This is a genomic window from Pseudomonas sp. S5F11 (assembly GCF_019641515.1).
GTDB classification, from domain to species: Bacteria; Pseudomonadota; Gammaproteobacteria; order Pseudomonadales; family Pseudomonadaceae; genus Aquipseudomonas; species Aquipseudomonas rhodesiae.
In genome coordinates this window covers 5,709,137-5,732,630 of the sequence record NZ_JAIFJZ010000001.1, presented here as the reverse complement: position 1 = coordinate 5,732,630, position 23,494 = coordinate 5,709,137, and the positions used below count along the sequence as shown (strand labels likewise).

At 59.3% G+C, this 23,494-nt stretch carries 24 protein-coding genes, 4 tRNA genes and 1 pseudogene; 9 read left to right on the top strand and 20 right to left on the bottom strand.

The genetic code is table 11. The features are described from left to right. Positions 1-529: 529 nt before the first annotated feature. The 3 genes from K1567_RS26025 (at position 530) to K1567_RS26015 (ending at position 2,731) form a co-directional block, all read left to right on the top strand. Positions 530-1,618 (top strand): asparaginase, encoded by a 1,089-nt coding sequence (locus K1567_RS26025; RefSeq protein WP_034099126.1) that lies wholly within the window; start codon positions 530-532, stop codon positions 1,616-1,618. Positions 1,619-1,785: 167 nt separating this feature from the next. Then, a complete protein-coding gene (locus K1567_RS26020; RefSeq protein ID WP_169869002.1) occupies positions 1,786-2,037 on the top strand; it encodes a DUF1654 domain-containing protein in 252 nt (83 codons plus the stop codon). Between the two features lie 4 nt (positions 2,038-2,041). After that, entirely contained in the window at positions 2,042-2,731 is a 690-nt protein-coding gene (locus tag K1567_RS26015) for an endonuclease (protein ID WP_034099128.1), read from the top strand. A gap of 32 nt (positions 2,732-2,763) precedes the next feature. Here the strand turns inward: K1567_RS26015 and K1567_RS26010 are convergent, their stop codons facing one another. Continuing rightward, positions 2,764-3,129, bottom strand: coding sequence for an SPOR domain-containing protein (locus K1567_RS26010; RefSeq protein ID WP_034099847.1), 366 nt, complete (start codon positions 3,127-3,129; stop codon positions 2,764-2,766). A gap of 262 nt (positions 3,130-3,391) precedes the next feature. Between K1567_RS26010 and csrA the strand changes: the two genes are divergently transcribed. Both csrA and K1567_RS26000 read left to right on the top strand, forming a co-directional pair. Beyond that, the gene (csrA, locus tag K1567_RS26005) at positions 3,392-3,586 is read left to right on the top strand and encodes a carbon storage regulator CsrA (RefSeq protein ID WP_003192511.1); all 195 of its coding nucleotides are present in this window, start codon (positions 3,392-3,394) and stop codon (positions 3,584-3,586) included. Between the two features lie 551 nt (positions 3,587-4,137). Beyond that, the gene (locus tag K1567_RS26000) at positions 4,138-4,434 is read left to right on the top strand and encodes a hypothetical protein (RefSeq protein ID WP_220698987.1); all 297 of its coding nucleotides are present in this window, start codon (positions 4,138-4,140) and stop codon (positions 4,432-4,434) included. A 19-nt stretch (positions 4,435-4,453) separates the two neighbouring features. Here the strand turns inward: K1567_RS26000 and K1567_RS25995 are convergent, their stop codons facing one another. After that, positions 4,454-5,131 (bottom strand): HAD-IA family hydrolase, encoded by a 678-nt coding sequence (locus K1567_RS25995; RefSeq protein ID WP_169869003.1) that lies wholly within the window; start codon positions 5,129-5,131, stop codon positions 4,454-4,456. A gap of 200 nt (positions 5,132-5,331) precedes the next feature. Here K1567_RS25995 and K1567_RS25990 point away from each other — a divergent pair, with 200 nt between their 5' ends. From K1567_RS25990 to K1567_RS25980, 3 genes are read left to right on the top strand one after another with little or no spacing between them, the layout of a single operon-like run. Further along, entirely contained in the window at positions 5,332-5,583 is a 252-nt protein-coding gene (locus tag K1567_RS25990) for a DUF2790 domain-containing protein (RefSeq protein WP_034099132.1), read from the top strand. 42 nt (positions 5,584-5,625) lie between these two features. Beyond that, positions 5,626-6,297 carry a heavy metal response regulator transcription factor gene (locus K1567_RS25985; protein ID WP_034136881.1) on the top strand — a complete coding sequence of 224 codons (672 nt, stop codon included), beginning with the start codon at positions 5,626-5,628 and terminating at the stop codon, positions 6,295-6,297. Continuing rightward, the gene (locus K1567_RS25980) at positions 6,294-7,697 is read left to right on the top strand and encodes a heavy metal sensor histidine kinase (protein WP_169869004.1); all 1,404 of its coding nucleotides are present in this window, start codon (positions 6,294-6,296) and stop codon (positions 7,695-7,697) included. Before K1567_RS25985 ends, K1567_RS25980 begins: the two co-directional genes overlap by 4 nt. Here the strand turns inward: K1567_RS25980 and K1567_RS25975 are convergent. From K1567_RS25975 to K1567_RS25945, 7 genes and pseudogenes are all read right to left on the bottom strand, one after another. Beyond that, positions 7,698-8,156 (bottom strand): annotated as a pseudogene (locus K1567_RS25975) (anti-virulence regulator CigR family protein). Between the two features lie 75 nt (positions 8,157-8,231). Continuing rightward, positions 8,232-8,861 carry a pyroglutamyl-peptidase I gene (pcp, locus tag K1567_RS25970; protein WP_034099139.1) on the bottom strand — a complete coding sequence of 210 codons (630 nt, stop codon included), beginning with the start codon at positions 8,859-8,861 and terminating at the stop codon, positions 8,232-8,234. A gap of 7 nt (positions 8,862-8,868) precedes the next feature. Further along, entirely contained in the window at positions 8,869-9,819 is a 951-nt protein-coding gene (locus K1567_RS25965; RefSeq protein WP_034099141.1) for a DUF979 domain-containing protein, read from the bottom strand. Then, entirely contained in the window at positions 9,816-10,532 is a 717-nt protein-coding gene (locus K1567_RS25960) for a DUF969 domain-containing protein (protein ID WP_169869005.1), read from the bottom strand. Before K1567_RS25960 ends, K1567_RS25965 begins: the two co-directional genes overlap by 4 nt. A 254-nt stretch (positions 10,533-10,786) precedes the next feature. After that, complete coding sequence (locus tag K1567_RS25955) at positions 10,787-12,400, bottom strand: histidine kinase famiy protein (protein WP_034099144.1); 1,614 nt, start codon at positions 12,398-12,400, stop codon at positions 10,787-10,789. 122 nt (positions 12,401-12,522) lie between these two features. Further along, positions 12,523-12,948 carry a hypothetical protein gene (locus K1567_RS25950; protein ID WP_169869006.1) on the bottom strand — a complete coding sequence of 142 codons (426 nt, stop codon included), beginning with the start codon at positions 12,946-12,948 and terminating at the stop codon, positions 12,523-12,525. Positions 12,949-13,106: 158 nt separating this feature from the next. Continuing rightward, positions 13,107-13,183, bottom strand: a tRNA-Val gene (locus tag K1567_RS25945). Between the two features lie 184 nt (positions 13,184-13,367). Between K1567_RS25945 and K1567_RS25940 the strand changes: the two genes are divergently transcribed. Next, the gene (locus tag K1567_RS25940) at positions 13,368-14,651 is read left to right on the top strand and encodes an FAD-binding oxidoreductase (protein ID WP_220698986.1); all 1,284 of its coding nucleotides are present in this window, start codon (positions 13,368-13,370) and stop codon (positions 14,649-14,651) included. 155 nt (positions 14,652-14,806) lie between these two features. On the opposite strand, the gene K1567_RS25935 is transcribed toward K1567_RS25940, so the two are convergent. The 11 genes from K1567_RS25935 to K1567_RS25885 all read right to left on the bottom strand — a co-directional run bounded on the left by K1567_RS25935 (position 14,807) and on the right by K1567_RS25885 (position 23,437). Next, a tRNA-Asp gene (locus tag K1567_RS25935) sits at positions 14,807-14,883 on the bottom strand. A gap of 103 nt (positions 14,884-14,986) precedes the next feature. Then, positions 14,987-15,063 (bottom strand) — tRNA-Asp (locus K1567_RS25930). Between the two features lie 55 nt (positions 15,064-15,118). Beyond that, positions 15,119-15,194: transfer RNA gene (locus K1567_RS25925), tRNA-Val, on the bottom strand. A gap of 107 nt (positions 15,195-15,301) precedes the next feature. Then, positions 15,302-16,066 (bottom strand): SDR family oxidoreductase, encoded by a 765-nt coding sequence (locus K1567_RS25920; RefSeq protein WP_034136873.1) that lies wholly within the window; start codon positions 16,064-16,066, stop codon positions 15,302-15,304. 11 nt (positions 16,067-16,077) lie between these two features. Continuing rightward, a complete protein-coding gene (locus tag K1567_RS25915; protein ID WP_034099149.1) occupies positions 16,078-17,289 on the bottom strand; it encodes an O-succinylhomoserine sulfhydrylase in 1,212 nt (403 codons plus the stop codon). Between the two features lie 65 nt (positions 17,290-17,354). Further along, entirely contained in the window at positions 17,355-18,860 is a 1,506-nt protein-coding gene (purF, locus tag K1567_RS25910) for an amidophosphoribosyltransferase (protein ID WP_034099151.1), read from the bottom strand. Positions 18,861-18,901: 41 nt separating this feature from the next. Continuing rightward, positions 18,902-19,459, bottom strand: a complete 558-nt coding sequence (locus tag K1567_RS25905; RefSeq protein ID WP_034099153.1) for a CvpA family protein — start codon at positions 19,457-19,459, stop codon at positions 18,902-18,904. Between the two features lie 218 nt (positions 19,460-19,677). Beyond that, positions 19,678-20,352: an SPOR domain-containing protein gene (locus K1567_RS25900; protein ID WP_169869007.1), complete on the bottom strand. Its 675-nt coding sequence runs from the start codon at positions 20,350-20,352 to the stop codon at positions 19,678-19,680. Further along, complete coding sequence (gene folC / locus K1567_RS25895) at positions 20,336-21,643, bottom strand: bifunctional tetrahydrofolate synthase/dihydrofolate synthase (RefSeq protein WP_169869008.1); 1,308 nt, start codon at positions 21,641-21,643, stop codon at positions 20,336-20,338. The genes K1567_RS25900 and folC overlap by 17 nt, the downstream gene beginning before the upstream one ends. Next, positions 21,640-22,560, bottom strand: coding sequence for an acetyl-CoA carboxylase, carboxyltransferase subunit beta (gene accD / locus K1567_RS25890; RefSeq protein ID WP_034099158.1), 921 nt, complete (start codon positions 22,558-22,560; stop codon positions 21,640-21,642). Before accD ends, folC begins: the two co-directional genes overlap by 4 nt. A 244-nt stretch (positions 22,561-22,804) precedes the next feature. Further along, positions 22,805-23,437 carry a phosphoribosylanthranilate isomerase gene (locus K1567_RS25885; RefSeq protein WP_169869009.1) on the bottom strand — a complete coding sequence of 211 codons (633 nt, stop codon included), beginning with the start codon at positions 23,435-23,437 and terminating at the stop codon, positions 22,805-22,807. Positions 23,438-23,494 lie beyond the last annotated feature (57 nt).

Below are 23,494 nucleotides of genomic sequence, written 5' to 3'. Positions count from 1 at the left end.
CTTATGATTATTGTGAGCAACGCTTGCACCGAAGAAGGCTTCGGCAGCCCGCCCACCTGGGAGGCTGATACGAGCTGTCACGTTACGCCAAGCGCATCGGAAACATCTCGCAAACGTTTGCGTTATTCAAACTATGAGAACCTTGTCGAAATTTGTCAACGGGGGTATGCGTCTTTGATGCTCCGCTAATACGAAAGCTTGGCAACATGCGCTGCTTCTAAACATCGCCTCCCCTTACAGATCTCCGAAACGACAGCTCATGTCTGATCACGGCGGATTTTTCCGTCAGTGTTTTCGGGCTACCGAACGCCAACCCAGGCAGTTGTTCGGAAAGCCGGACAATAAGCTCGTCGCCCACACTAAAAACTTCTACAAATTCCTTTTTAATCAATAAGTTAATTTAAAAATACACAAGCCATAAGGCTGGTACAGATCCTGCTCTTACCCAGTACCTCGCGGCATTTAGCATCGCCCGAGTGTTCTGGATGAACCTGCTACAGCACTCATCAAAAAATCAGAGAGAAAAATAATGAAATCCGCACTGAAGAACTTTGTTCCGGGCGCCTTAGCCCTCCTGCTGCTGTTCCCCGTTGCCGCCCAGGCAAAAGAAGTTGAAGCCAAGACCAAACTGTCCAACGTGGTGATTCTCGCCACCGGCGGCACCATTGCCGGCGCCGGCGCCAGTGCCGCTAACAGCGCCACCTATCAGGCGGCCAAGGTCGGTATCGAGCAATTGATCGCCGGTGTTCCTGAGCTTAGTCAGATCGCCAATGTGCGCGGCGAACAAGTGATGCAAATTGCGTCCGAAAGCATCAACAACGAGAACCTGCTGCAACTGGGTCGCCGCGTTGCGGAGCTGGCCGACAGCAAAGACGTGGATGGCATCGTGATCACCCACGGTACCGACACCCTGGAAGAAACCGCCTACTTCCTGAACCTGGTAGAGAAAACCGACAAGCCTATCGTAGTGGTCGGCTCGATGCGCCCAGGCACCGCCATGTCGGCGGACGGCATGCTCAACCTGTATAACGCAGTGGCCGTGGCCGGCAGCAAAGATGCACGCGGCAAAGGCGTACTGGTGACCATGAACGACGAAATCCAGTCCGGTCGTGACGTCAGCAAGATGATCAACATCAAGACCGAAGCCTTCAAGAGCCCATGGGGTCCCCTGGGTATGGTGGTTGAAGGCAAGTCCTACTGGTTCCGCCTGCCGGCCAAGCGCCACACCATGGACTCCGAGTTCGACATCAAAACCATCAAGAGCCTGCCCGATGTGGAAATTGCCTACGGCTACGGCAACGTGAGCGACACTGCTTACAAGGCCCTGGCCCAAGCTGGCGCGAAAGCCATCATCCATGCCGGTACCGGTAACGGCTCGGTGTCTTCCAAAGTTGTGCCGACTCTGGTGGACCTGCGCAAGCAAGGCGTGCAGATCATTCGTTCTTCCCACGTCAACGCGGGTGGCATGGTGCTGCGTAACGCCGAACAGCCTGACGACAAGTACGACTGGGTCGCAGCCCTGGACTTGAACCCACAGAAAGCGCGGATTCTGGCAATGGTCGCCCTGACCAAGACCCAGGACAGCAAGGAGCTGCAACGGATGTTCTGGGAATATTGATTTCTAAACATCTTCTGTAGGAGCGAATTCGCTCCTACAGCCCCTCCTCCCCTCCCCCCATCAAACATCCCGAATTGCTGACAGAAGAACTTCCAGAAATTTAAGCAGTTGCGAAATTGCCTACAGTTAAATACTGTATGCACGTACAGCTAAATAAGGAATATTCCGTGGCAAAATCTTCTGCAGCACTGCCGACAGCACCTGATGCCTATGAACGCCTGGCCGTTCGTGTGCAAAAGATCATTAACTCGACCCAGGCTCAGAAAGCCAAGGCCGCCCTCATCTTCCGCCTGCCGGATGAGCCTGAAGAGCAATGGCAGCGCCTGCTCGAGGAAATCGCTGAAAACGATAATGTCACCCTCGCCTACCGCGACGACGGCGGCGTACAGATTTTCTGGGTTGTGCCGAAGGAAGATTGAGTCAATGAGTGCCCGTTTTATTGCTGTCTGTTGCCTGTTTTTTGCCATTTCCGCCCATGCCCAAGCGCCGCGCACTTTCAGCGAAGCCAAGAAAATTGCCTGGAAGCTCTACGCCCCGCAATCCACCGAGTTCTATTGCGGCTGCAAGTACACCGGCAATCGCGTGGACCTGAAAGCCTGCGGGTACATTCCACGCAAAAACGCCAACCGCGCCGCGCGAATTGAATGGGAACATATAGTGCCGGCATGGCAGATAGGCCATCAGCGCCAGTGCTGGCAGAACGGCGGTCGCAAGAACTGCACGCGCCATGATGATGTGTTCAAGCGCGCCGAAGCGGATTTGCACAACCTGGTGCCTAGCATTGGCGAAGTAAACGGCGACCGTAACAACTTCAGCTTTGGTTGGCTGCCGGTACAGAGTGGGCAATACGGTTCATGCCTGACACAGGTGGACTTCAAGGCCAAGAAGGTCATGCCGCGCCCATCGATTCGCGGAATGATCGCGCGTACCTATTTCTACATGAGCAAGCAGTACGGTTTGCGCTTGTCGAAACAGGATCGCCAATTGTATGAAGCCTGGAACAAGACCTACCCCGTACAGGCCTGGGAGCGCCAACGCAACCAGACCGTGGCTTGCGTGATGGGGCGCGGTAATGAGTTTGTCGGCCCGGTGAACCTCAAAGCATGCGGTTGAACATGGGCGGGAGCCCCCGCCCAATCGGCCCGTTACTGGGCGGCCTTGTGCTCGATGACTTGGGACTCGGTGTCGTTCTTCTTGGCCCGCGCGAGTTTTTCAGTGAGCAGTGCCTGCTTGGCTTCTGCTTCCTCCTTGGTTGCGAACGGCCCTAGAAGCACTTCGTCCTTGCCGTCCACTTTCACGATATAAAAATTGAAACCATGTTCCAGCAACCAGGCGGTGAGGTCAGTGATCGCCTGCAGCTTGTGGTCCGGTGGACCTACCCGTACATCCCACTCCTGCACAGCAATCGCGCCGGTCTGTGGTTGGCTTTCGCTCACGGCAGGCTTGGCCTTGGGGGTATCGACGGGCTTGCCTTCGCCACAGCCGGCCAGCGCCAACACCATCATTGCCATCACTACTTTACGCACTGCCCTGCTCCTTTAAGGATTAAAGAGGCGACTTTATCATCCACTGTCTATTCTGGCCGTCATAAACGTTGGATTAAACAATGCGAATGATGTATCGCAGACCTGTATGATGCGCCCATGGGAATTAATGTTGCCTCTATGCGTCCTAAAGAGGCAGTCACAGGGAAGCGCTTAGCAGTAAGCTATACACATCCGACACCTGCCCTGTCTGAAACATGTGTCCTTAAAAGTAATCAAGGAGAAGTCCATGCTTATACTCACCCGCAAAGTTGGTGAAAGCATAAACATCGGTGATGACATCACGATCACCATCCTGGGCGTCAGCGGCCAGCAAGTACGAATCGGCATCAACGCACCGAAAGACGTTGCCGTGCATCGCGAAGAGATCTATCAACGTATCCAGGCTGGCCTGACTGCTCCGGACAAAAACCAGACGCCTTGAAACGCCCTCAGTAGCCAGCCCTTTCGTGCACGGTAACGGCTGGCGAAAACTCTTCCCAACGGCCTGCGTTTCGGACGTGGCCAGTATCGCCAGCAAGTCGGTCCACGCGACAAGATGAAACAATCTTCGGGACCGGAACTTGTTACGTCATTTACAGCCGAAACTCCTGACTGACTTCCTCCATGTGCACTCGGGAGCACGTACATGAGGTCTGATACCGCATCGCCGCGCTTTTCCAGATCCTGGCTGATCGCCTTGCTGATAGGGCTGGCTTTTATCGGCCTGGAATTTGTAATCAGGTTTGAAATTGCAGGCAGCGCTCCCACCGATCAGCATTCGGTGCTGGACCTGACGCTACTGCTATGCGGTTACCTGTTTATGTTCTGCCTCAAGCCTATACAAAAGGTCGTACACCGCAGATTCTGTCAGCGCAGCCCTGGAAAAACGTCACGCCCATAGTCACGTATCAGCTAGCAGATTGCCGGTATTTACAGTGTCGCATCGCGGCCTATGCTTGGTGTGTTTACCCGTTAGTTGAAGGCCTGAAATCGATGGATACCCTCAGCCGATCAGAAATCGAATCCGCCCTTGCAGCTCGCTTACCCAGTTATTCGGTTGCCTGCACGCTACACGCTAACGGCACCTTGTCCGTGGTGCTCAGCGGCCCGGAGACAGATCATTTCGCAATCACCGGGATCGTACGCGCGCACTATCGCGGCGCCGAAGCGATTGCACGACTGGCTAATGAGATTCTTCGCGAAATGGTGGTGTCACGACGCGGCATGAGGAGCGAACGCATGCATGCGCCGCCCAACGCGATTGCGTGGCAAGAAAGCCAAGACCCGTAAAGGTCTTGGCTTTCTTGTATCAACCCGCCTCGTTGTGCAAGGTCAACCAGCCCTCGGCATTCCGCCGCACCTGCAGCCGCTCATACCCACCAATGGTTGGGTGTTGTGTCGCCAACGGCTTGAGGTGGGTCGTAGTCACCACCATCACATCCGCGCCCGCCGCCTCACCTGCGCGAATGCCCACCGACGCATCCTCAAACACCAGACACTCCTGCACCGAAACGCCCAAACGCTGGGCGCCCAGCACATAACAGGCCGGATTCGGCTTACCGATGGCGACATCTTCTGCCGTCACCATCACCGTCGGCGGCGCAATGCCCGCTGCTTGCAGCCGGCGCATTGCCAGTTCCCTGGGCGCCGACGTCACCAACGCCCACTGATCGGCAGGCAGGCGGTCGAGAAACGCCGCAGCACCGGGAATCGCAACCACGCCATGCACATCGTTGATTTCAGCTTCGGTGATCCATTGCGCTTCAGCGTGCGGGTCGACGCCGGGTAACCCCTGGCGCGTGATGGTATCGATGGCGCGGGCGCCATGGATGGTGGTTAAAAACGCCGCCACATCCAGACCGTGACGTTCGGCCCAGCGGCTCCACACACGCTCGGCGGCGGCGATGGAGTTGAGCAGGGTACCGTCCATATCAAACAGGAAAGCACGGTAAGAACGGGCAAATACAGCTGGAGCACGGATGGACACTGGGGGCTTCCTCGTGGGCGGTAACGCATGATCGACCGCTGCAATCTACGGGGCTACCCGATGGCTGTAAACGCCACCACGCCTGAGCCAGGGGTTTCATTACGAACTTGTCATCATTCTGTTGGCGGGCTGTTAGGGGCGGCTGTTTACCGTGAACTTACTGCCAGAGCCTGGCAGCCACCCTTCGGAGTAAGAACGTGATGAAACTGTTGATCCTCGGCGTCGCCACACTGCTTGCCACCGGCTCCGTATTCGCCGCCGACAACACCGGCGTAATCCATGACGCGACTGGCGCCTATGTACATCTGGACGTCGCCAAAGTGCTGTCGAGCAGCGACACTGGCAACCAATGCGGCATTGTCCCGGCGCAATTGCGCTATCTTGACCACCAAGGTCGCGAACATGTGCTGGACTATCAGGTCCAGGCTATCGGATGCCCCAATGACAATTGATCGGATTACACTGGCGCGACGTACCGAATCCGAGCCTTTTCCATGAATATCCTTGTTGTAGAAGACGAACCCAAGGCCGGCAATTACCTGCTCAATGGCCTTCAGGAACTGGGCTACTCCGTCAGCCTTGCCCGCGATGGCGTGGATGGCCTGCACCAAGCGCTGGAAACGCCGTTCGATGTGATCGTGCTGGATGTGATGATGCCGAAAATGGACGGCTGGGAAGTGCTGCGCCGCCTGCGTAAAGAAGCTGACACACCAGTGCTTTTTCTTACCGCCCGTGATGATATCGCCGACCGCATCAAGGGCCTGGAGCTGGGTGCGGACGATTACCTGATCAAGCCCTTTTCCTTCGCTGAACTGGTAGCCCGCCTACGCACCCTGACCCGTCGCGGCCCAACCCGTGAAGAAGACCAACTGCACATCGCCGACTTGCACATTGAAGTGCTCAAACGACGCGTCACCCGCGCCGGCACACGCATTACCCTGACCAACAAGGAATTTGCCCTGCTGCACCTGTTTGCCACGCACCAGGGCCAGGTATTGTCACGCTCGCTGATCGCGTCGCGGGTATGGGACATGAACTTCGACAGCGACACCAATGTGGTGGATGTAGCCGTGCGCCGCTTGCGCCTGAAGATCGACGACCCGTTCCAGCTCAAGCTGATCCATAGCGTGCGTGGCATCGGCTACCGCTTCGATACCCAACCATGACGCCTCGCCGACATTATTCGCTGACTCTGCGCTTGGCGCTGGTGTTCGCCCTGCTCGCCTTTGCTTTGCTGGCCACCCTCGGCGTGGCGCTGTACCGCGAACTGGAGCGCGAGCTGATCCGCCGCGACGACGCCGCGTTGATCTCGCGGGTCGATCAACTGCGCAACCTGCTCAACGACAGCAACACCCTGGAGCTGATCAGGAACAAACCGGAATTGTTCCAGAACATGCTGGGCAACCGCGAGTCGGTGCTGAGTATTGCAGCTCCCGGGCAACAGCCATTGCTGCTGGTGAATCCAGGAAATATCGACTTGCCGGCGGTCACACCGGTGCCCAAAGGCCATGTCCTGGACCTTGCCGATGTGCAGCACCTGCCCGGTGTCAACGGTGTTCCTTTGGCCGCCCTTGCCGCGTCTATCGACTCCGGCGACTTGGGCAACCTGCAAGTTACCAGCGGACGCTTGATGACCGAACGTACCGCCATGCTCGCCAGTTATCGATTGAGTGTGTATATCCTGGCAGGTATCGCCGCACTGGCCCTGGCGCTAGCCGGCTATCTACTGGTGCATCGAGGCCTGCTGCCGTTGCGACGGTTGGCGCAGCATGCCCAAGGGATCGGCGTCGGCAACCTGGCCGAACGTCTCGACAGCCGGGGCGCACCGAAAGAACTGCTGCCGATGATTAATGCCTTCAACACCATGCTCGAACGCCTGGCCAAGGGTTTTGCGCAATTGAGCCAGGTGTCGACCGACATGGCCCATGAACTACGCACGCCTATCAACAACTTGTTGGGGGAAACCCAGGTTGCCCTGCATCAACAGCGCAGCGTCGATAGCTACCAGCAACTGTTGGCCTCGAATGTCGAAGAACTCGAACGGCTGGCGCGCATGCTCGACAATATGCTGTTCCTCGCACGCACTGACCCGGCCAGCGCCCTGCGCCAACGCCAGGCACTCAGCGCCGCAGATGAAGTGGAACGCATCGCGGAGTACTTCGAGGGGCTGGCAAGTGATCGGGGGATGCGCATTCTCGCCGCTGGCCAAGGGGAAATCTGGGCCGAGCCCATGCTACTGCGGCGCGCCCTGGCGAACCTGTGCGCTAATGCGATCAAGTACGGCGCCGCGCATTCAGAGCTGCGTATCGAGGCGATGCCCACGGATGAGGGCCTCATCCTACGGGTGAGCAATCAGGGGGAGACGATTGCGGCCGAACACCTGCCGCGTCTGTTCGAGCGTTTTTATCGAGTGGATGAGTCGCGGGAACGTTCGGCTCACTCCAACGGGTTGGGCCTGTCGATCGTGGCGACCATCATGCAGTTGCACAATGGCCGCTACAGCGTCAGCAGCCAGAACGGTGTCACCTGTTTCGAGCTGTTGTTCCCCGGGCGTGAAGAGGACTGATCAGTTGAACGCACCATTGAGGACTTCGTAGATGATGCCCGAAGCAATGGCCACCAGGATCAAGTCAGTGCCCGCCTGCTGCCATTCGTAGCCATCGTAATGTGGCAACTGACCCAGCAAACGGCCATCGAGTTTTTTCGCGATACCCGGCGGCAGCGGTTTGCCGCGTGCCAGGTTCTTCTGGATCCCCGGCGGCAAGGCCGGGCCGGGGCTTCAATAGTTCCGATAACCGCCCAGCACATTCAATACGCCGCTGCGATCCACGTTGGGCCCATGACTGCCCGAGGCACCTTTGCCTTTGGGTTTGTCGTAGTTCTGACCGCCAGGGTTATTGCCTTTGCCGTTACCGCCGCCCTTGCCATTCCCATGGCCGTTGCCAGGATCGGCCAACGCCAGAGCACTCCCGGCAGACAACGCAAGCATTAGCGCAACAGACGCATATTTCGAGCACTTGATCATGGCGATTTTCCAGGGCAGAAACGTCCTTCAACTGTAGTTGAAATTACACCGCGACGCATTGAAAGCAGCGCCCGATCAACTTACCTGACCGCCCGCCTCCACCACATCCACCGAGGTCTGCCAGGCTGCCGTCACCGCGACGCGCAGTCCTTCGATCAGGGTCGTCAACGCCATGGACGGCTCGCTGCCCCCTGGCAAGCGCGGCACATGAATAAAGCCGCTGCGCACACCGGAGCCGGCGAGCGCATGCTGCAGGCGATAGAACACCTGGTTGCACACGAACGTACCCGCTGTATGGGACACCGAAGCGGCTACCCCAGCCTCGCGCACCGCCCGCACCATCGCCTTGATCGGCAGCGTGGTGAAGTACGCCGCCGGGCCATCCGTTACAACCGCCGTGTCGATCGGCTGCGCCCCGAGGTTATCGGCGATACGCGCATCGTTGAGATTGATCGCCACCCTTTCGATGGAAATATCGCTACGCCCAGGCCCCAGCCCCGTGGCGATAACCATCGCCGGGCGCAGTTCGTTGATCATTTGCAGCAGGCATTCCGGGGCCGTGGCAAAGGCACAGGGCAGCCGCCGCGCAACGATCCGCACGTCGTCGCGCAGTTGCAGGCCATCCAACTGGCGCACGGCTTCCCAGGACGGGTTCACCGGGTCTTGATCGAAGGGCTCAAACCCCGTTAGCAACACAGTGTGCATAGTGGCCTCACATCAACAGGTAAAGCAGGACGATATTGACTACCAGCATCATCAGGGCGGTCGGCAATTGCGCTTTGATCACCGCGTTCTTGTCCGGCAGTTCCAGCAAGGCCGCCGGGACGATATTGAAGTTGGCGGCCATCGGGGTCATCAGCGTACCGCAGTAGCCGGAGAACATACCGATGGCAGCCATGACCGCTGGGTTGCCGCCGTAGATCCCCACCAGCACCGGCACACCGACGCCGCCGGTCATCACCGGGAACGCCGCGAAACCGTTGCCCATGATCACTGTGAACAACGCCATCCCCAGCACATAGACCATCACCGCCACCAACTTGAAATCCAGGTTGATGTAGGTAGTGGTGACATGGGCGACCGCCGTGCCCACCCCAGCCTCGTTAAACAACAGGCCGAGCATGGCCAGCATCTGCGGCAAGACCATGGCCCAGCCCAGGGCTTCGGTCAGGCGACGCGACTCCCGCAAGGCTTGCACCGGAGTATCGCGGGTTAGCCAACAGGCCAGGCCGAGGGCGATCAGACAGCCGATACCGAGGGACACAAAGGTAGTGTTTTTCGGGTCCAGCAACGGCACGCCGCCGATCTCGGTGTGCTTGAGCAAGACCGAACCGATCACCGTGGTCAGGGGAATAGCCAACGCTGGAATAAACAACTTGTGCCCCAGGCGACCGGCGCTGGCGCGGGTGGCCTTGTCATGCAGTTCAGCATGGGAGCCACGCCCCACACCGCCGAAACCGGCGATCAATGCCATTACCACTACGCCGGCGCCGATCACCACCGAGGGCAGACGCTCACCCACCAGAAACGGAATCGCGAACAGTAGCCAAAAGAGCGCGCTGGACCAACGCTTGGGGTGGCTGCGATCCAGCACAATCATGCCTGCCGTAATCAACAGCAGCACCCCGGCCAGCCAGTACAGGTATTGAATCGAAATAATCATTGCGCCGCCTCCACAGCCTTCACGCTGGGCGTCAGCTCGCGGGTGAGCCGTCGGTCGAAGCGGTGCAGCCGGATTCCATGCACGATAAATGCACAGATCGCCGTGGGAATGCCCCATACCGCAATGTGCAGCGGCTCCACATCAATCCCCGAGCCCAGCAGGAACGTGTGCATCAGCGCGATGGCGCCGAACGCCACGAAGATGTCTTCACCGAAGAACAGCCCAACGTTGTCCGTGGCCGCACACATGGCTAGGACTTTGTGGCGCAATTTGTCCGGCAGTTTGCCGTAGCGCTTTTCCGCCGCACCTTCAGCCATCGGCGCCAGCAGCGGCCGCACCATCTGCGGATGCCCGCCCAGGCTGGTCAGGCCCATGGCCGCAGTGGATTCGCGTACGAACAGATAGATGATCAACAAGCGCCCGACCGTGGCGCGCTGGAACCGTGCGATCCAGTTCTGCGCATGCAAACGCAACCCATGACGCTCCAGCAGTCCGATGACCGCCAACGGTAACAATAGAATCAGCTGTAGGGCACGGGTCTGAAGGAAGCCATCCCCCATGGAGGCGAGGATTTTTTCCAGGGGAAAATGAGCAGCAAGCCCGGTGGCGATCGCAGCACCTGTGACCACCAGCAGCGGATTGAAGCGCAAGATAAAGCCAACCACGATGACAAGTACGCCGATCAACGGCCATAGATTCACAACAGTTTGCATGACGGGGAGGTCCTTTAAATGCGCGCTGCGGCGCCATTACAGCAGGATGTGAACAAAGGGTTCACAGCAAGAGATGGCGTGCAGTCGGCTCGGTTTTTTATTGTTGACCCGGAAGGTCGAGCGTCAGTGGCGGCAACTTTGCTGCCTGGAGGCGGGAGGTGTCCAACAAGAAAAATTGTTGCTGCGATCCAATAAATTTTGTGGGTATCGGAGGGGATGGGGGCGCGTCGTCGGCGACGCCCCCTACGCAAGGCTCAGCTCACGCCGTTGGGGCCATCGAGCACGTACCTGACCTTCTTGGCCAACACATTGGGCAAGCACGGTTTGGAGATCACCTCGAACTCCGCGCCGCCCAGGTCGGTGCGTTCAATGGCGTTTTCCGCGTAGCCAGTGGTCAGCAGGATTTTCATGTCGGGGTACAACTGGCAGACCTCCCGCGCCAGCATCACGCCATTCATGCCGCCGGGCATGATCACGTCGGAGAACAGCAAGTCGTAATGTTCTTCCCTGGCCAGCACGTCCAATGCCTCGGCAGCGCCGTAGGCGATGGTGGTGTGATAGCCGTAGTCCTCCAGCACCATGCGCGCCAGCTCGGCCACATCAGGGCGGTCCTCGACGATCAGGATACGTTCCGAACCGCTGCGGGCTTCCGATACCTTGGGCTCTTCATGGGCCGAGATGCCGGCCTCATCCGCTGGAAAATACAAGCGCACCGTGGTGCCAAGGCCCTCCTCTGAATAAATCCGCACCGCACCGCCGGATTGCTTGGCAAAACCGTAGACCATCGACAAGCCCAAGCCAGTGCCCTTGCCTTCATCCTTGGTAGTGAAAAACGGGTCCATAACCCGCGTAAGAATACTGTCGGGCATCCCACAGCCATTGTCCGTCAAGGCCATGCTGACATAGCGTCCCGGCATCAGCCCGTCGTAGGACATGGAGCTGAGTTCGCGCACTCGGATATTGCGGGTCTCGATGGCTAAGGCTGGCTGCTCACGCTCCACCAGGGCATCGCGCGCATTGATCACGATATTGAGGATGGCCAGCTCGGCCTGGGTCGGGTCGATTCGGCAGTTCCACAGGTCGGTTTGCAGGTCGGTGCGAAAATCGATGTTGTCACCCATCACACGCTCAGCGGAGCGTCTGGCCAGCTCGACGAAATGATTGAGGTTGATCACACGCCCCTGCAGCTTTTGCTTGCGGGAAAACGCCAGCAACTGCTGCGTCAGCGTAGACGCTTTCTCCACCGCCCCTTTGGTCATACTCAGGCTGCGAATCACACGATCTTCGTCCAGCACAGGCTTGCGCACGGCGCGGTCGACCATCTCGACATAGCCGCCGATGACCTGCAGCAGGTTGTTGAAGTCGTGAGCAATACCGCCGGTGAGCTGGCCCAGGGCTTCCATTTTCTGCGCCTGACGCAGCGCGTCCTCGGCATCGCGGCGGCGACTGACGTCCAGCTGCGAGGCGAAGAAGTACATCAACTGATTGGATTCGTTGTATACCGGCGAAATGAACAAGGCGTTCCAGAACGTTGAGCCGTCCTTGCGGTAGTTAAGCAACTCGACCGAGATGTCTTCTTCTTCACTGATAGATTGCTTGATCTGGCCCACCACCTCGGGGTCGGTGTCCGGCCCTTGCAGAAAGCGGCAATTGCGCCCGTAGATTTCGTCGGCGCTGTAACCGGTCATATCCAGGAAAGCCTGGTTGGCAAATATGATCGGGTTATCTTCGCGATTGGGATCGGTGACGATCATGGGCATACGCGTGGTGCCGACGGCAGCAAAGAAAATGTTCTTACCTGCCGATGTGATATCACCGGTTTCAGAGTTATCCACGCGGGTGTGGAGATCTTTTGGTTGATGAGTCACGGGGCTAAATCCTGTCGGCTTGATAGAGGAGAAAACGGACTTCCTGCCTCATAGACAACCGGAGTCAAAAAATAGTTTGGCGCCCCGTGGCTCCTTTGCTACACCAACTCTTCACGATCAGATCACGCCGTCGTGCTGACCATTGAGCCCTTCCCACTGCCGCTCTCGGCCATGACGGCCTGCAAAAGCGCTGCGGTAACGGTCTGCAATGCCGCGCTGATGGTCATAACTTGTGTTTGAGCTGCGGCGACAGCCACGGCCTTGGCCTCTTCACTTTGTTTGCTGGACTGGGCTCTCTGCAACGTCTGCTGCGCCTGCTGAAGCTGCTTTTGCAATTGTTCGATCTGTTTTTTCAACTGTTTGACCTGATCGGACTCCTGCGGGCCGGATGAGGCCTGGTCCGCGCCGTTTGCGGCAGTAGCCCCGTTAGCTTTTGGATCCATACGAATGGTCAAAGGCCCAGTGTTTTCGTCCTTAGTCGTTTCGCTGGTGATAGACGTGGTCTGCGGGACGACTACCGTGCTCGAATTGCCAGCATTGATAAGCATGTCGAATGTCCTATAACGAGAAAGTGCTCACTTTATCGGCTTGTTTACAGGGGACTTTAGTCTCGCTATCCGTCTACATTGCAGTAAATTCGAGACAACAAAAAAGGGCCCACCTTTCGGTGAGCCCTTCTAGACCGCCCAGCAGAGCGGATTTTGTTTGGTAGGCGCGATTGGACTCGAACCAACGACCCCCACCATGTCAAGGTGGTGCTCTAACCAACTGAGCTACGTGCCTGCTGTGAGGCGGCATTCTACGGAATTCCGAAGGTGTGTCAACATCTTTTTCGTAGCTAACCCTATGAATATGCGAATTTTTTATCGAGGGCCACATCACTCGCAGTTTTTGCATGGCTGGCAGCCGATTTTCAACTCAGGTAGGATTGACGCACTCGTAAAAAATATAAAACAGAGGTTCCAGGATGGCGAACACCCCCTACCCCCAGTCGTATTACGCCGCTTCCGCCAACGCCGTTCCCCCTCGCCCAGTGCTGCAAGGCGAGGTCGAAACCGATGTGTGCGTAATCGGCGCCGGCTACACCGGCCTGTCCAGCGCGCTGTTCCTGCTGGAGCACGGCTTTCGCGTGACGGTACTGGAGGCCGCGAAAGTGGGTTTCGGCGCCTCGGGCCGCAATGGTGGACAGATCGTCAACAGCTACAGCCGCGATATTGACGTGATCGAGCGCAGCGTTGGGCCCAAGCAGGCGCAGTTGCTGGGGCAAATGGCGTTCGAAGGTGGCAGGATCATTCGCGAACGAGTGGCCAAGTATCAGATTCAGTGCGACTTGAAAGACGGTGGAGTTTTCGCCGCGCTCAACAGTAAGCACATGGCCCACCTAGAGTCGCAAAAGCGTTTGTGGGAACGCTACGGCCATACACAACTGGAGCTGCTGGACGAGCGCCGTATCCGCGAGGTGGTGGGCTGCGAGAACTACGCAGGGGGTTTGCTGGACATGAGCGGCGGCCATATTCATCCGCTCAACCTGGCATTGGGCGAAGCCGCCGCCGTGGAATCCCTGGGTGGCACGATCTACGAGCAATCGGCGGCGGTGCGCATTGAGCGTGGCGCGAATCCGGTGGTGCATACGGCCGAAGGCAAGGTCAGAGCCAAGTTCATCATAGTCGCGGGCAATGCCTATCTGGGCAACCTGGTGCCGGAGTTGGCGGCGAAATCGATGCCGTGCGGCACCCAAGTCATCACCACTGCGCCGCTGGGCGATGAGCTGGCCAAGTCGCTGCTGCCGCAGGATTACTGCGTCGAAGATTGCAATTACTTGCTCGACTACTATCGCCTGACCAGCGATAAACGCCTGATCTTCGGTGGTGGCGTGGTGTACGGCGCGCGTGATCCAGCCAACATCGAGGCGATCATCCGACCGAAAATGCTCAAGGCCTTCCCACAACTCAAGGACGTGAAGATCGACTACGCCTGGACGGGCAACTTCCTGCTGACGCTGTCGCGCTTGCCGCAAGTCGGGCGCCTGGGCGACAACATCTACTATTCCCAAGGCTGCAGCGGCCATGGCGTGACGTACACGCACTTGGCAGGAAAGGTACTGGCGGAGGCTTTGAGAGGCCAGGCGGAGCGTTTTGACGCATTCGCCGACCTACCGCACTACCCGTTCCCAGGCGGGCAACTGTTGCGTACGCCGTTTGCGGCAATGGGGGCCTGGTATTACGGGCTGCGGGACAAGCTGGGTTTCTGAATAGGTCGTTGGAGCCGGTTCGCCGGCTCCAACATTCGTTCCAAATCGCACAAACAAAAAACCCCGGTCTTTCGACCAGGGTTTTTGCTATCGGATCAAAACAGCTTTTAGCTTGCTTTGTGCTTCAAGGCGTTCAGTGGGCCTTGACGCAGATATGGCGCAGCGGACGGGACTCGAACCCGCGACCCCCGGCGTGACAGGCCGGTATTCTAACCGACTGAACTACCGCTGCGTATCGCTTGACCGGCAGAGCAACATCTCTACCGTCATTAAACGTCTGACTGATCAACCTTGGCTGTTCAATCTCAGGCCCGATGTATCAGACCTGGAGAATATGGCGCAGCGGACGGGACTCGAACCCGCGACCCCCGGCGTGACAGGCCGGTATTCTAACCGACTGAACTACCGCTGCGCGTCGGTGCAACCTTTAACGTTGCGTCCTGCCCGAAGGCAAAACTCTCAAGAAGTGGTGGGTGATGACGGGATCGAACCGCCGACCCTCTGCTTGTAAGGCAGATGCTCTCCCAGCTGAGCTAATCACCCTTTGCTTCGTTGAGGCCGCGAAATTTACGCAGGTAGCAGACCTAAGTCAATAGCCCGCTTGAAGTTTTTCCGAAAAAGACAAAATTGCTTCAAGACAGCCCGGCGCCCTACTCGCTGTAAATCATCTTCTTGCTCATGCCACCGTCCACGACGAACTCTTGCCCGGTAACAAACCCGGCCTGACGCGACAGCAACCACGCCACCATCGCCGCCACATCCTCCACCGTGCCGACCCGGCCGGCCGGATGCTGAGCATGGTCGGCGTCACTCAACGGCTCGGCGCGCCGCACCGCAGGATCACGCGCATCGATCCAGCCAGGGCTGACGGCATTGACCCGCACTTCCGGCCCCAAGCTGATAGCCAGCGCGTGGGTCAGCGCCAGCAGCCCGCCCTTGCTCGCCGCATAGGCTTCACAGTCCGGCTCCGATTGCCGCGCACGGGTCGAGGCCAGATTGACGATTGCGCCACCGTGGGCACGCAGGTAGGGCGCACAATGCTTGGCCAGCAACATCGGTCCACTGAGGTTAACCGCCAGCACACGATTCCAGTACGCCAGATCCAGGCTTTCCAGCGTAATGTTATGCGGATCGGCAACCGCTGCATTGCACACCAGGGCGTCCAGGCGCCCGAACTGCCCGAGCACTTCGGCAACCCCTTGGGCGACCTGTTTCTCGTCAGCCACGTCCATGCTGATAAACCAGGCGTTATCGCCCAACACCTTGGACACCTTGGCACCGCGCTCACGATCAAGGTCCGTCAGCACAACTTGCCAACCCTCACTGATCAACCACGCCGCGATACCCAGGCCAATGCCCCGCGCCGCGCCGGTCACCAGCGCAACACGGCCGTTACTGGCTACCGCGGCTTCCATGGCCCACTCGATCACAAGACCGCCAGCCCGCGAGCCAGGTCGGCCTGCAGGTCGGCCACGTCTTCCAGGCCGACCGCGATGCGGATCAGGCTGTCACGGATACCGGCCGCTTCCCGCTCCTGCGGTGCCAAGCGTCCGTGGGACGTAGTGCTCGGATGGGTAATGGTGGTTTTGCTGTCACCCAGGTTGGCGGTGATGGAGATCAAACGAGTCGCGTCGATAAAGCGCCAGGCGCCGTCCTTGCCGCCTTTGACCTCAAAACTCACCACAGCGCCGAAACCACGCTGCTGGCGCTGGGCCAACTCGTGCTGCGGATGGCTCTTGAGGCCCGCGTAGTGAACCTTCTCGATGCCGTCCTGCTGCTCCAGCCACTCGGCCAAAGCCTGAGCGTTGGCACAGTGGGCCTTCATGCGCAGGCTGAGGGTCTCCAGGCCCTTGAGGAAGATCCAGGCGTTGAACGGGCTCAGGGTCGGGCCGGCGGTGCGCAAAAAGCCCACCACTTCCTTCATCTGTTCGCCGCGACCAGCCACTACACCGCCCATGCAACGACCCTGGCCGTCGATGAACTTGGTCGCCGAATGCACCACAACGTCCGCACCCAGCTTCAGCGGCTGCTGCAAGGCTGGCGTGCAGAAGCAGTTATCGACCACCAGCATTGCACCTTTGGCATGCGCCACTTCGGCCAGGGCGGCAATGTCCACCAGCTCGGCCAACGGGTTGGACGGCGACTCGACGAACAACAATTTGGTGTTGGCCTTGATGGCCGCGTCCCAGCCGGACAGGTCCGCCAAAGGCACGTAGTCCACTTCGACGCCGAAGCGCTTGAAGTATTTTTCGAACAGGCTGATGGTCGAGCCAAACACGCTACGTGACACCAGCACATGGTCGCCGGCGCTGCACAAGCTCATCACCACCGCCATGATGGCTGCCATGCCGGTCGCGGTGGCTACCGCCTGCTCGGCGCCTTCCAGGGCCGCAATGCGCTCTTCGAATGCGCGTACGGTAGGGTTGGTGTAGCGCGAGTACACATTGCCCGGCACTTCACCGGCAAAGCGCGCAGCGGCATCGCCAGCGGTACGAAACACATAGCTGGAGGTGAAGAACATCGGATCGCCGTGCTCACCTTCCGGCGTGCGATGCTGGCCGGCGCGCACAGCCAGGGTATCGAAAGCTACGCCATCGAGGTCGCTGTCCAGCCGACCGGCATCCCATTCCTGACTCATGCTGCCACTCCTTACTCAATACGGTATTTAAGATACAAAACCGGCCCCTCAGGGCCGGTGTCTACTCAGTTGTTGTACAGATCGATGATCGCACTGACCGCCTGGGTCTTGATCTTCGACGAGTCGTTACGCGCCTGCTCGATCTTGTCCAGGTACGCCTCGTCGACGTCCCCGGTCACGTACTTGCCGTCGAACACGGCGCAATCGAACTGGTCGATCTTGATCTTGCCGCCACCGACCGCTTCGATAAGGTCCGGTAGGTCCTGATAGATCAGCCAATCGGCGCCGATCAGATCAGCAACGTCCTGGGTCGTGCGGTTATGGGCGATCAGCTCATGGGCGCTCGGCATGTCGATACCGTACACGTTCGGGTAGCGCACGGCGGGTGCGGCGGAACAGAAGTACACGTTCTTCGCCCCGGCTTCGCGGGCCATCTGGATGATCTGCTTGCAGGTGGTGCCGCGCACGATGGAGTCGTCCACCAGCATCACGTTCTTGCCGCGGAACTCCAGCTCGATGGCGTTGAGCTTCTGACGCACCGACTTCTTGCGTGCTGCCTGACCCGGCATGATGAAAGTACGGCCGATGTAGCGGTTCTTGACGAACCCTTCGCGGAACTTGACGCCCAGGTGGTTAGCCAGTTCCAGCGCAGCGGTACGACTGGTGTCCGGAATCGGGATCACCACGTCGATATCGTGCTCGGGACGCTCGCGCAGGATTTTCTCGGCCAGTTTCTCACCCATGCGCAGGCGCGCCTTGTACACCGACACACCGTCGATGATCGAATCCGGACGCGCCAGGTAGACGTGTTCGAAGATGCACGGCGTGAGTTTCGGCGCCACGGCGCACTGACGGGTGTGCAGCTTGCCATCTTCGGTGATGTACACCGCTTCACCCGGCGCGAGGTCGCGAATCAGGGTGAAGCCCAACACGTCCAGGGATACGCTTTCCGAGGCGATCATGTACTCGACGCCTTCGTCGGTGTGACGCTGGCCGAACACGATCGGGCGGATGCCATGGGGGTCGCGGAAACCGACGATGCCGTAGCCAGTCACCATGGCCACTACCGCATAGCCACCTACGCAACGGTTATGCACATCGGTGACCGCGGCAAACACGTCCTCTTCGGTGGGTTGCAGCTTGCCGCGCTGAGCCAACTCGTGAGCGAACACGTTGAGCAGCACTTCCGAATCGGAGCTGGTGTTGACGTGGCGCAAGTCAGATTCGTAAATCTCCTTGGCCAGTTGCTCAACGTTGGTGAGGTTACCGTTGTGCGCCAGGGTGATGCCGTAAGGCGAGTTGACGTAAAACGGTTGGGCTTCGGCCGAAGTGGAGCTGCCGGCAGTCGGGTAGCGCACATGGCCAATGCCCATGTGTCCGACCAGCCGCTGCATGTGACGCTGATGAAACACGTCACGTACCAGGCCATTATCCTTGCGCAGGAACAACCGGCCGTCGTGGCTGGTCACAATACCGGCAGCATCCTGGCCGCGGTGCTGGAGGACGGTTAGCGCGTCATACAGCGCCTGATTGACGTTCGACTTACCGACGATACCGACGATGCCACACATGCGACGCAACCCCTACTTAATGGATCTTGACTGAGTACCGCTTACTGAGGCGTTTTGGCCGGTAAGAGGTGCTCCTTGAACGGCATATCAGCGGGTACGCTGATGCCGCTGGCCAGCCACTGACTGCTCCACCCCAATATGAGGTTCTTGGACCAATCTGCAACCAATAGAAATTTTGGCACGAGTACCGACTCCTGCCACCATGCATCCTGCTGTACCGGCCCTAGGCTCAACAGCCCGACCGCCACGACCACCAGCAACGCACCACGCGCGGCGCCGAAGGCCATGCCGAGAAATCGATCGGTCCCGGAGAGGCCGGTGACGCGTATCAACTCGCCAATAAGATAATTGACCATTGCCCCCACCAGCAGCGTGGCGATGAACATGATGGCGCAGCCCGCGATGACGCGAGCCGAAGGTGTCTCGATGTAACCGGCCAGGTAAACCGACAGTGAACCACCGAACATCCAGGCTACGACTCCTGCGATGATCCAGGTCAGCAACGACAGGGCTTCTTTGACGAAGCCGCGGCTGAGACTGATCAAAGCGGAGATGGCGACGATTGCGACAATCGCCCAATCAACCCAGGTAAATGGCACGTTTGAGCCTACGGACGGATAAGGCGGCGCATTTTAGCAGAGCGTCAGGCTGTCGGTAAGCGGTGATTGCAGCTGCTTAGCAAATCAATGGTTTGCGACGCCCATGACAAACCAATGTGGGAGGAGGCTTGCCTCCGATAGCGGGCCAGTCATTCGTCGACTGCTACACCGCCATCAGATTCCCCCCTCCCACACTCAGACCGATTGGTCGGCTTGGATCAGCCACGCTCAGGCTGGAAACGGGTCACAAAACCTTTAAGACCCTGTTGACGATCGAGCAAATCGCGCAAACGATCGGCTTCGGCACGCTCGATTAACGGCCCGATAAATACCCGATTCTTGCCGTCAGCACTGCGGATATAGGCGTTGTACCCTTGAGCCCGCAGCTTTTTCTGCAAGGCGTCGGCACCGTCGCGATTGCCCAGGCTGGCCACCTGGATTGACCAGCTGATCGACAGACCATTGGCATCGATACGGCTCTGCCCCACGTCCGGCTTGCCCGGGGCGGCGGGCTGTGGCGCCACCGGCTTGGGTGCCGGCGCGGGCGCGGGCGCCGCAGGCTTGGCAGCTGCGGTCGCTGGCGCAGGTGCCGGAACAGGCTTGACCACCGGCACGCTTGGCTGCACCGGCATCGACGGCGCCTGTTGCGTCGCCAGGTCTTCCTCGCTTGGCACAGGTTCTTCTTCCGGCAAAGCTTGCGGCTCAGGCACCACCACCGGCTCAACCTGTACCTGCGGCACTGCCGGCGCCTGAGGCGCAGCTGGGGCCTCGACCACCACCTGGCGCTGTTCGTCCTGGCGGGAAAACAGCATCGGCAGGAAAATCACGGCCAACGCCACCAGCACCAGTGCGCCGACCATCCGCTGCTTGTAAGCGCTATCCAGTAATGCCATGTGCAGCTTCCTCCGTGGAGCGCCGGGCCAACCACTCAAGCGCCTCGGCAACACAATAAAATGATCCGAACAACAGAATCTCGTCCTCGGGCATTGCCACCGCACACTGCGCCTCAAGGGCTGCGATGACGCTTGTATACGACGTCACCGGTGCACCAAGGTTCTGTAGCGCCGCCGCCAATTCCGCGGCCGGACGACTGCGCGGCGTATCCAACGGTGCTACCGCCCACGCCTGGACGCTGCTCAGTAGAGGCGCAATCACCCCATCAAGATCCTTGTCGGCCAGCAACCCGAAGACCGCAAGACGTCGCCCGACCGGCGGCGTGCGCGCCAAGCGGCGCGCCAGGTAGTCGGCGGCGTGGGGGTTATGCCCCACGTCCAGCAGCAGATTCAAGCGCTTGCCTTGCCATTGGACCACACGACGATCCAGGCGCCCGGTCACCCGGGTCGACAACAAGGTCGCAGCAATCTGCTCGGCATTCCACGGCAGATCCATTAGCAGATAGGCTTGCAGCGCCAGCGCAGCGTTTTCCATCGGCAGATTCAACAGCGGCAGGTCACCCAGCGTCACGACCTGTCCACGCGCATCACGCCCCTGCCATTGCCAGTGCCGCTCGCCAATCTCAAGTTTGAATTCACGGCCTCGCAGGAAAAACGGGCAATCCAGCGTGCGCGCTTTGTCCAGCAATGGCTGCGGCGGGTCAAGATCGCCGCACAGCGCAGGCTTGCCCTGGCGGAAGATTCCGGCCTTCTCGAACGCCACGGATTCCCGTGTGTCGCCCAGATAATCGGCGTGATCCACGCCAATACTGGTGACCAGCGCCAGGTCGGCATCCACCACGTTAACCGTGTCCAGGCGCCCGCCCAGGCCCACTTCCAGCACCACCACATCCAGCTGCGCACGCTCGAACAGCCAGAACGCCGCCAGAGTGCCCATTTCGAAGTAAGTCAGGGAAATATCGCCACGCCCGGCATCAAGCGCGGCGAAGGCGTCGCACAGCTGCGCATCGGTGGCTTCGACGCCATTGATCTGCACCCGCTCGTTGTAGCGCAGCAGGTGCGGCGAGCTGTACACGCCCACCTTCAGGCCTTGGGCCTGCAGCAACGCGGCGACAAAGGCACAGGTAGAGCCCTTGCCGTTGGTGCCGGTCACCGTGATTACGCGCGGTGCCGGCCGGCCCAACCCGAGGCGGGCCGCTACCTGTTGCGAGCGCTCCAGGCCCATGTCGATGGCGGAAGGATGCAACTGCTCAAGGTAGGCGAGCCATTCGCCCAGGGTTCGTTGGGTCATAGGTTTGCAGGCACCGGCGGCACCACGATCGGCTCGACCTTGGGCGCAACGTATACCGGCGTAGGCAAGCCCATCATTTGCGCCAGCAGGTTACCCAGGCGCGGACGCAGTTCGCCGCGCGGAATGATCATGTCGATGGCTCCGTGCTCCAGCAGGAACTCGCTGCGCTGGAAACCTTCGGGCAGCTTTTCGCGCACGGTCTGCTCGATCACGCGCGGGCCGGCAAAGCCGATCAGGGCTTTTGGCTCGCCGACGATCACATCACCCAGCATCGCCAGGCTGGCGGAAACGCCGCCGTAGACAGGGTCGGTCAGCACGGAGATAAACGGGATGCCTTCTTCGCGCAGACGCGCCAGCACTGCGGAGGTCTTGGCCATTTGCATCAGGGAGATAAGGGCTTCCTGCATACGCGCACCACCAGAGGCGGCGAAACAGATCATCGGGCAACGGTTTTCCAGCGCATAGTTGGCGGCGCGTACGAAGCGCTCACCAACGATCGCGCCCATGGAACCGCCCATGAAGGAGAATTCGAACGCCGACACGACGACCGGCATGCCCAGCAGCTTACCGCTGACGGAAATCAGCGCGTCTTTCTCGCCGGTCTGCTTTTGTGCGGCGGTCAGACGGTCCTTGTACTTCTTGCCGTCGCGGAACTTGAGGCGGTCGACCGGTTCCAGGTCGGCGCCCAACTCATTACGGCCATCGGCGTCGAGGAAAATGTCGATGCGGGCGCGGGCGCCAATACGCATGTGGTGGTTGCACTTGGGGCAAACGTCCAGGGTCTTTTCCAGCTCGGGGCGGTACAGCACCGCGTCGCAGGATGGGCACTTGTGCCACAGACCTTCAGGAACCGAGCTTTTCTTCACCTCGGAACGCATGATCGAAGGGATCAGTTTGTCTACTAACCAGTTGCTCATGCTTTCTTTCTCCAGTACCGGTGGCTTGAACTCAGCCCCGCGTATGCCCTTGAGCTAAATTCATATGTGGCGATGACACAGACTGGACGGGGTCAGACGTTCGACCTGCCATTTCCAGCCAGTGCCCTCAGCCTTCCAGACAACCTGCCAACGCAAGGTTGCCACTTCGTTTCCGAGCCACCCACAGGCGGCGTCGGGCTGTTTTACACAGTGGTAGTTATGGACGGCGGCAGACTGCCAGCCGTCACATCCCGCCATTGCTGTCGCGCACGGCCTGCATGAACGCGCGAATCTTGCTGTGATCCTTGATGCCTTTGGCCTGCTCCACCCCACCGCTGACATCTACCGCATAGGGCCTGACTTGCTGGATGGCCGCACCGACATTCGCTGGGGTAAGCCCGCCGGCCAGGATGATCGGTTTGCATAGCCCTTGCGGAATCAGCGACCAATCGAACGCCTCGCCCGTGCCGCCCGGAATACCTTCGACGTAGGTGTCCAGCAATATGCCCCGCGCACCGGCATAGGCGGCGCAGGCACTGGCGATGTCATCGCCGGCCTTGACTCGCAGCGCCTTGATGTAAGGCCGCTGATAGCTTTCACATTCTTCGGGGGCCTCGTCGCCATGGAATTGCAGCATGTCCAGCGCCACGGCATCCAAGGTTTCGTTGAGTTCGCAACGGCTGGCGTTGACGAACAATCCCACGGTGGTCACGAACGGCGGCAAGGCGGCAATGATGGCCCGCGCCTGCAACACATTCACCGACCGCGGGCTTTTGGCATAAAACACCAGGCCGATGGCATCCGCCCCCGCCTCGACGGCTGCCAGCGCGTCTTCTATGCGGGTAATCCCGCAAATCTTGCTGCGAACGGCTGACATGTCGTAGAAACCTCGGGGTTGGACCGCGAAAGTCCCGGATGGTAACAAAAGCTTTTC